The sequence below is a fragment of the Algicola sagamiensis DSM 14643 genome, assembly GCF_000374485.1.
Lineage (GTDB): Bacteria > Pseudomonadota > Gammaproteobacteria > Enterobacterales > Alteromonadaceae > Algicola > Algicola sagamiensis.
The window spans coordinates 1-8,964 of record NZ_KB894521.1 but is presented as its reverse complement, the minus strand read 5'-3'; the positions used below and the strand labels follow the sequence as shown (position 1 = coordinate 8,964).

Below are 8,964 nucleotides of genomic sequence, written 5' to 3'. Positions count from 1 at the left end.
TGAACCGCATGGTTCAAGGGCTGCACTGACAACGGCACCTTGGGGAGCGCCCAAAAACACTGGGTTTCGTCAACTTTATCAATATCTTACCCCACCTCCCAAAACACCAAAATCACGATTTTTCCGCCTTTTAATATGATCTAAAAATGTTAGAAAATCGCGATTTTTGGGGTAAATCTGCGAGAAAATCGAGAGAAAATGACCTTCAATTGTTAATTTATTTAACAAAAAATAGGCGTGAGAACACAAATTCACAGATTATCCAGGATAATAATTTCATTTATTTTTTATAGGCTTTGCGATTTTATTTGAAATGAAGTGATGATAATTCTCAAAGTTACCCCTGATTTTGTAAATATATTTATACAAAAATAAGGGTGTGCGCCATTTTTTCGTGTTTTTATTATCTAGCTGTTTTTACTAGATAAAATCATTTTCCGTGAAAAGTTATGAGAAAAAATGTCCCCCGAACGTCCCCCGCTCATGGATGGGGTATGGAAACAAGGGTATTTCAAAAGTACAAGTTTTCTCTAAAACCCCAATCAGCCCTGAATCAAAAGACACCATACTTTTTCTAATACCCAATACAGGGAAATAAAAAATTCACAAAAAATCTCACGTGCAGAACACGTGCAGTTTCACCCTAAAAAGGGGGTCTACGTGCAGATTTTTTGGACGCATTCACGGTCCAAACGGTGATTTTGGGACATTTTGGGAAATGAAATAAGGGTATGATAAATCAGCGAAAGCCTTTAAAATCGGGCGCTCCCCAAGGTGCCGTTGTCAGTGCAGCCCTTGAACCATGCGGACTAAGGCGGGGTGTAATTTGTTGATTATTTTGGGGTTTTGGGAGAGGAAAGCAGCCCTGAAGGGGGCTGCTGATAAATAGCTAATTATTCAAATTTCTTTCTATTGCCCCTATAAGCTTATCACTGATACATCCTTTAAGTATCTTCCTAATATCACTGCTTTTGATCCGAAGAAAATTCAAATTTCTATCCTTACTAATCAACACGACTCGTTTAGGTAATTCTTTGACATGTGGGATCTTCATTTGATTGATGATCAATTCAACTCCAGCATCTTTGATTCGAATGACTGTTTCATCAAATTCTGTTTTGTAGTAAGGGAAAACTGCATTGTCATATAACTCAATTGAATTTATTTCACTCCTTTCTTTATCGAATAAACGACGGATCTCACCATCTTTTAATTGATCACTGGTGTCTTGATAATGAATCGGCAAAGGTAAAATGCACCCATCAAAATTGATCTCTTGATGGGTATTTTTCGCACAACCCAATAAAGGCACGAACATTAAAAATACACCCACAGCTTTATTGAATAAAAACTTATTTAACATAAAATTCCTCGACTCTACATGTCGCACCATTACATTTGTAAGACGGTGAGTATTCTATTACAGATTTCTCCGCAAAAAAGAAAGGCACTAGCCCCTTCAAGACCTTGAGCGATGTTGTTATCGAATTATTGAATGACTTCGTTTCTGATAAATTAAGACTAGATGCATCCTTAAAGTCATATGAAGCAACTCTAACAGCATCAGATTTAATTGCATTCAGATTTGCCTCTATTGATAGTACAGCGATTTGAAGTTCTCTCTCTCCACCTTCGAAACCATTGTACTCCATCATCGTTCTCAACTCCGAACGATGATTACTATACATATCTTTAAGGTGTTCAAGTTCATAATCTACAGCTTTTATCACTCTCACTGCCTTTATAGCTTTCGCTCTCTGTTTTTTGTACTTACTTGGCGAGCTAAAATTCATCAACGACTGCAAAGCACCTGTCACCGCCCCATTGGCAAACTTACCACCTGTCAGGGATGAAACCGTTCCGCCGACGACGGCAGATACTGTGGCGTGTTGGTGTCTGTTGGAAAACCATGGGATAATCTTCTTTCAAACGAAGCTGTCATCGAGGTAAACCATTGAAGTTCAGAATTGTCGGGGTCACCATATTACTCATGCTTGGAGCACTTCAGAAGTGTTACTTCGACTATGAGAATTCAGCTTTAATCGCTGACAAGATGAGTAAAATTCAAGTTCAGTTCCCTGCTGTCCTTCAAGCTGGTGCGGGTGTTAACTCTGCTTACTTCGTTTATGACGCAAACAAACCGCTTGAGTCCAAACCTTTTCGCCAAGCAATTAAACTTGCTGCTTGTGAATACCTATTCGAAAGCCCCCATCACCCGGAAACAATCAATATCCAGGCAAAATACTCAAGTGATATTCGTGCTCAAAATAGCGAAAAATTAATCTTTGATTGGTTAATTTTTCAAAGTGACTGTGAATAGTCAATCTTAAAGCTTTTCCAACCGCCCTACCCCCAAAACTCAAAACATAACCAATTCATCACTTTATTCACATAAAACTAACCTTTTGATTGATATTTAACCACACTTCCGTATAATACGCGCGTCGATTTTTCCCATGCGCCACGGTGGCGCCGTTTTATGAGGTTTGGATGAAGTATTTTAAAGTTACCACTGCTTTCCTATTTACTGCCTTTTCTACTCAATCATATGCAGGCCCTTGTAAAGATTATTACAATTGTCCCGCTTCTGAAGTAATGTCACATTGTAGTAAGATTTTTTCTCATGGGTATTCTTTAGTTTTAGAAATGGCTTCTGGTGTCGAAGGTCGTTCAGCAAAAAGAAGAAAAGAAGAATACACATACTCAAGTAGCGTGGATAAATTTGGCAACGTATGGTACTCGGTGGGCTGTTCTGGCTACTATGGTGTCGATGATCACGGCTACCCTATGTCAGAACCACTGAATATATACGGGGGCCAGTTGCTACCAAACTATGGTGGGGGTGAAATTGTTCCAGGTGACATGAATGAGGATTCAGATTGTGATTCAAGTACAGCAAACCCTGTCAATCTGAAGACGGGCTCTAAGTTCTTTGTCGAAAACCTGTATCAAGAAGACAATATCAATATTAAGCTCCGTTATGACTCTTCCCATGGCTACTGGCGCGATAACTATGCACCAACCAGCAAAAACATTGTCACAGCTGCGCTTGCTCCATTAGGGATCAAATATGGTACGGTTGTTTACGTCAATGGCGTGATCACAGAGCGTCATGTGAACAAACCGCTCAAGCGCCATCCTTACAAAAGAGCAACAACGGTCAACTATGTGAATAGCCAACCCTTTGTCTATTATGATGAAAAGCAGCCTCGAAAAGCCGATAACGAAGTTCAAATCATTCGTAAAAAGAAAAATACCAAAGTCGATTATGCCAATAAAAAAATCGACATCCAGCGTGATCCAACAACACTACAACCCCTCAGCATGACCTTGCCCAATCAAAAGCAAGTCAGCTTTGAATATGATGATAAGATGCGTCTTATTGCGCTTGATATCAATGGAAAAACCAAGCGTTATCGCTATGAAGATCCGAAATACCCGAGAGCGATCACATCTGTTATCAATCCTGATGGACAAGTTTATAAAGAAATCACTTACCACGCGGATGGGCGAGTCAAATCGAGTAGTTTAGCATCGCTCGATGAAGTGATGACCTTTGAATACCCATCAAAGCGCTTAACCGTCACAACAAATGAATGGGGGAAGAAAACAAAGTATCATTTTGGCCGAGTCAATGACATCAAACAACTGCTTAAAGTAGAAGGAGAACCATCGACCCATTGTCTGGCAGCAAATCAAGCCTATACCTACGATAAAGCAGGCCGTAAGCTCAGCCAAACCGACTGGAATGGTACAACAACAACATTTGAGTACAACGATAAAGGACTGCTGACCAAAAAATCAGAGGGTGCTGGCACATCGAAAGCACAAAACACCCTTTATCATTGGGATGCAAATCGAAAACTCAAGGCAACATTAACCCCGAGCACGCTTACTAGGTATCAACATGATCAAAGTGGTAATACAACTGCAGCTATCACAACCAAGAACAATGGAATGACAGCATTTCCTCAAGGCTTGTCTCATGATGAATTAACATTTTCAATCGCGCAGCTCAAGCCAACCAGACATTACACCCTTGATAACAGGGAAGGACTCCAGCTGCTCGACCATAGTGGGCATCACAATGCCTCGATTGTGCTCAAAGAAAATACACAAGTGTCTGAGTTAATAGTTGATTCATCCAATTCAACGGTATCAGCGAAATATCTCAATCTTGCAGGCAAAGCATATATCGATATGGGTAAACTTCCAAAAAGTGAAATTGAAAACGGATTTACTTGGTCTGCATGGGTGAACCCAGTGGGGACAATTCGATATCAAACCTACTTCCACGCCCACAATGGTTATCGAAATTATGTTGGACAAGATAATTTAGCTTTGATGCAAACAAGGTCATTAGGCCAGTTTGGTTATATCTCTCGTGGTCAGGACTATCATGTTTACTTCCTAAAAGAAAACGTTGGTTGGATCCAGTTTAATCAATATCAGCTGCTGACTATCACATACAAAAATGGTGAATACCAATTCTACATCAATGATAAGTTGGAATTTACCAAAAAAGGCGGGGAAACCCCTGTCATGGATAGAGACTTTTTCACCATGGGGCAAGCCATTGATGGAAAAGATATGTTTAAGGGTGACTTCCAGGTCGGTCGTATCGCAACCTTTGACCGTGTATTGACGGAAGAAGAAATCATTCGTTTATACCAAGCAAGCCAACAATAATCAGGAGCCGTACTCTCATGAACAGATTTTCTTTATCTGCGCTTTCGTTTGCGCTTTTCTCTTCGTTGGCTTTGGCGGATACAGACTCTCGCTCTGTGTCTTATGCGTACCTTGAAGGCACCAACAAGCTTCAAATGGTCGATGGACCGCGGGTGGATGTCAACGATAAGACGCATTTCGAATATACGGCTGATGGGCATTTGTCCAAGGTGGTGAATGCACTGGGTCAAGCCGTGCAGTACCAAGACCACAATGCATCTGGCAAACCACAAAAAGTCATTGATGCCAATGGTATCGAAAGTGTCATCGCGTATGACGCTTGGGGCAAAGTGACTCGCATTACAACCAATGGTCGTGTTTGGCAGTTTAAGTACACCCCGAATGGCCAAATCGAACAAATTACCCTCCCTGATAGCACCTGGGTGAAATACGCCTACAGCGCATCGATGAAGTTAGAGACCATCACCAACAGCGCTGGTGAAGTCATGCAAATCGACCGCGAGATGGTGGATATCGGCAGTGGCTTTAAGAACCGTAAAACCACTCAGTTGACGAAAGACGCGGACGGTACGGTGGTGTATCAACAAAGTACGTTGACTGATGAACTCGGTCGTATTCGTAGCTACATCGATGCCTACAACAAAGAAACCAAGGTCAAATACGATAAAAACGGCAATGTGGTTGAGAATACTGATGCCAAATCTCGCACCAGTAAAATGGATTATTCCGTCTTTAATGAGCTGGAAACCATCACGGATGCCTTGGGTGGAAAAACCGAAATCCGTTACAACCCACAAGGTCAAATTCAATCGGTCAAAGACCCGCGCGGTGTCACCACAACCTACACCTACAATGCTTTTGGGGATTTGATTGAGCGCAATAGTCCTGACACAGGCAAAGTCGATTATCGTTATGATGCAGCGGGGAACCTCCTTCAAGACGATACCTGGACTTACCGTTATGATGCGCTGAACCGTTTCAAAGGCTCAGCCGGTGCAGACGCCAATCTTGCGCTGAATGTTGAGTACGATGACACCACCAATGGGAACAAAGGAGTTGGCCGTCTCACCAAACTCTCCACTAAACAAGCCTCTGTGGCTTACAAATACGATGTATTTGGCAATATCGTAGCGCTGACGCACGATGTCTTAAAGAGTCAACGCACATTCGGCTATGACTATGACGCAAATAACCGTGTGACGTCCCTCACCTACCCGGGCCTGGATATCGAATATGTCCGTAACGCACAGGGCCAAGTCACAGGCGTCAAAGCCAAGTACCAAGGCAAGAACGTTGAGCTAGCCAAAAACATTGAATACTTGCCATACGGGGGTATCACGAGTTTAACGTGGGACAATGGTCTCACCATGACTCGTCGTTACAACAAAAACTACCAGCTGCAAAAACAAGTCATTCCAGGCATTCAAGACCTGACCTACAGCTATGACGCGGTTGGGAATATCAAAGGCATTGAGTCTGCCCACGATAACACCAGCTATGGCTATGATGAGTTGGACCGTTTGACGTCTGAGCAAAATGCCAAGCGGGATGACAGCTATCAATATGATGGTGTGCATAACCGCAAAGAGCGCACCAAAGATGGCAATACGGATGCTTATGAATACGGGGAGACCAACAACCAACTGACCAACATCAGTGGTACCGACGTCACCATCAATGAAAAAGGCAAAACCAAGACAGACCAGAGAAGCTTTGCATACAACTACGATGCAAACGGTCGTCTCTGGCAAGTCAAAAAAGATGGCGAAGAGTCGGTCTTAGGCCAATACGTCTATAACCCAAAGGGTGAGCGCGTTCGCAAAACCAAAGCTGACGGCAGTTTTAGCCAATACTTCTACGGTATTAGCGGCGCACTGTTGATGGAACAGAACTACGACAGCGCCAAACAGCTGCAAAGTACGCGTTATTATGTGTGGCTGGGTAGCTTATTGATTGCAACGGTAGACAAAGCAGGCAACACCTACACCACCACTTACATTCACAGTGACCACCTAAGCGCACCACGCATTGCAACGAACAAAGACAAAACCAAAATCTGGTCTTGGGCGTCCGATGCATTTGGCTTAGGTGATGCGAACAGTGATGTCGATGGTGACGGAACCCAGTTCGTCCTGAACATCCGCTTCCCAGGTCAATACCTCGACAGCGAAACAGGCAACTACTACAACTACTTCCGCTACTACGACCCAAGCACAGGTCGTTACATCACGAGTGACCCAATTGGTCTGAACGGTGGTCTGAATACGTTCGCTTATGTGAGCGGGAACCCGGTGAGTTATGTGGATCCTGATGGCTTAACAGCAATAGGTGCTGGTGAAGTTATCAAAGGGGGATTAACATTCTGGGGAGCTGCTAGTGCTGCTGACGGGCCTTTACCTGGTGGAGAAGTGATCGGTGGTGTAGTTATGGTCGGAGTTTTAGGCTACGCTGGTTACATTTATTTTAAAGATGATGACTCTAATTCGGATGACTCCGATAATCATAGCTCTTGCCCAGAAAAACCTGTTGAGCCGTTAAAGAAGCCTAAAGATAAATGGTTAAAAAATAATGGGGTAGATCCTCATGATCTGAAAGATGGTATTGGAGATTCTAAGTTAGATATTTACATTGATAAAGAGGGCAATATCTGGACACTTCCAAAGAAAGGTAGAGGAGTTCCACCTGAATGGCAAGGCCATTTAGATGACTTTAAATTTTGATATTTGTTTATGATATAACCCATAGAAGTGGCATTAGTTAATGCTACTTCTATGAAAGAGTGGAAATATGAAGATGATCCCTTGGGAAAAGAACTCTATAAATGAAACTGCTAATGTTCATTTTGGTAGAAAAAAAGTAAACCTATCCTTGCTCAAGAACTATGTCCGTGTACTTTTATCTGATGTTAATCTAATAAGCGCAGAGTTTAATGATACCAAGGAAGTATTTGAACGAAGCGTATATTATCTTATCGAAACAAAAGAAAAGATTAAATTTTTCGGCCTTTACCTACCATCATTTGAACAAGATAACCCTAACGAAGTGCCAAACTTATGTATAAGGCATGGAGCTTGGGATAAAGATAAGATTGATAAGAGAAACCTATGTCTTGATGATTTAAAATATATTGATATCCAAACGCAATTTTTTGGTGGTGACATTCAATCCCAAGCAATAAAAAATATAAATGATATTTATTTATCTTTAAAACAAGGAGTTATTTTCGAAGAATTACATGATTGTGTACAAAAAAGAGAAATAAGCCTTGAATTTTCGTTCGAGCTCGATGGATTTGAATTTAAAACATCCTATGTTCCAACCATAGAAAAAGCAGCCAAAATTGAATCTGCAATTGAGCAATTACACAAGGTAATATCTCATTCAGATAAAGTGGAATACCACCCGATAAAGGGAACTCACAGAGTCAGTATTAAGCACTCTGCACAATCCTTGTTAGAGGATTATGCAGTCTCTTGATTACATATAGCTACCAGCCCTTGCTGGTAGCTTTCCCCAGCTCAATATCCACCCGACAGCGATACCCACTCCCGCTAATTTCGTGCTCTACCCGCTTCGCGATATATTTTCCATCCACAAAGCCTGTCACGCCCTCAATGTTTAAGACACCCTCTGCGACAAGCTTGGGATTGCCAATCAGGGTCAGACTACCGTGTAATTCACCACGCGCCAGTGCTTTGAGCTCAGCGTTTGCCGCCTGCGTGGCTTCAGTTGGGGTGCCGTAGGTTTTGCGCAGTGTTTTGATGGGTTCACCCTGCCCGACTTTTACTGCTGGAGCTATGATGATTTCTGGTGTATAAGGTGAGAAAAAGAATGTGGTGCTAATCTGTTGATTGATCTCGCAAATCAATAGTCAACAAAGAGAAACACCACATGGCAAATCATAAAGTATCACCACTGAAATCACCAGAAATAGATCCACTGAACGACGTTTTAAAACAAGGGGCACAAGCACTCCTCGAGCTATAGTCAAATCTGGTGTATGACATGATCATGCAGCATCCTGTTGATCATCCGACGTTACTTTTTCTCCATCCTTGAATTCGATCCCTGCAATGACATCCGCTAGAAGGCGGTAGCCTCTCAATCGACGCCATTTATTTTGTGCGGTTACCAGCAGCTTATAAGCCATCGCCAGTGTCGTTTTTCGACTGCCACCATGCTTACTTTTCGTGGTTCTTAAACGAACCGTCGCAAACACGGACTCGATTGGATTTGTCGTTCGAATATGTTGCCAGTGCTCCGCTGGAAAGTCGT

General features: G+C 42.3%; 8 protein-coding genes. 4 read left to right on the top strand and 4 right to left on the bottom strand.

Translation table 11 applies throughout. The features are described 5' to 3' along the window. Nucleotides 1-889: 889 nt before the first annotated feature. Together C505_RS0120790 and C505_RS0120785 are read right to left on the bottom strand one after the other, a co-directional pair. Nucleotides 890-1,363 (bottom strand): hypothetical protein, encoded by a 474-nt coding sequence (locus tag C505_RS0120790; protein WP_018694562.1) that lies wholly within the window; start codon nt 1,361-1,363, stop codon nt 890-892. Beyond that, complete coding sequence (locus tag C505_RS0120785; RefSeq protein WP_157369270.1) at nt 1,353-1,817, bottom strand: hypothetical protein; 465 nt, start codon at nt 1,815-1,817, stop codon at nt 1,353-1,355. The genes C505_RS0120790 and C505_RS0120785 overlap by 11 nt, the downstream gene beginning before the upstream one ends. Nucleotides 1,818-1,954: 137 nt before the next feature. Here C505_RS0120785 and C505_RS0120780 point away from each other — a divergent pair, with 137 nt between their 5' ends. The 4 genes from C505_RS0120780 (at nt 1,955) to C505_RS0120765 (ending at nt 8,166) form a co-directional block, all read left to right on the top strand. After that, nucleotides 1,955-2,320, top strand: a complete 366-nt coding sequence (locus C505_RS0120780) for a hypothetical protein (RefSeq protein WP_157369268.1) — start codon at nt 1,955-1,957, stop codon at nt 2,318-2,320. A 170-nt stretch (nt 2,321-2,490) separates the two neighbouring features. Next, complete coding sequence (locus C505_RS0120775; protein ID WP_018694559.1) at nt 2,491-4,689, top strand: LamG-like jellyroll fold domain-containing protein; 2,199 nt, start codon at nt 2,491-2,493, stop codon at nt 4,687-4,689. Between the two features lie 17 nt (nt 4,690-4,706). After that, complete coding sequence (locus tag C505_RS23270) at nt 4,707-7,409, top strand: RHS repeat-associated core domain-containing protein (protein ID WP_018694558.1); 2,703 nt, start codon at nt 4,707-4,709, stop codon at nt 7,407-7,409. 67 nt (nt 7,410-7,476) lie between these two features. Next, nucleotides 7,477-8,166: a hypothetical protein gene (locus tag C505_RS0120765; RefSeq protein WP_018694557.1), complete on the top strand. Its 690-nt coding sequence runs from the start codon at nt 7,477-7,479 to the stop codon at nt 8,164-8,166. Nucleotides 8,167-8,176: 10 nt separating this feature from the next. On the opposite strand, the gene C505_RS0120760 is transcribed toward C505_RS0120765, so the two are convergent. Together C505_RS0120760 and C505_RS23265 are read right to left on the bottom strand one after the other, a co-directional pair. Continuing rightward, the gene (locus C505_RS0120760) at nt 8,177-8,557 is read right to left on the bottom strand and encodes a hypothetical protein (protein WP_018694556.1); all 381 of its coding nucleotides are present in this window, start codon (nt 8,555-8,557) and stop codon (nt 8,177-8,179) included. Nucleotides 8,558-8,698: 141 nt separating this feature from the next. Further along, on the bottom strand, nt 8,699-8,964 hold a 266-nt coding region (locus tag C505_RS23265; protein WP_018694200.1), incomplete at its 5' end, for a transposase.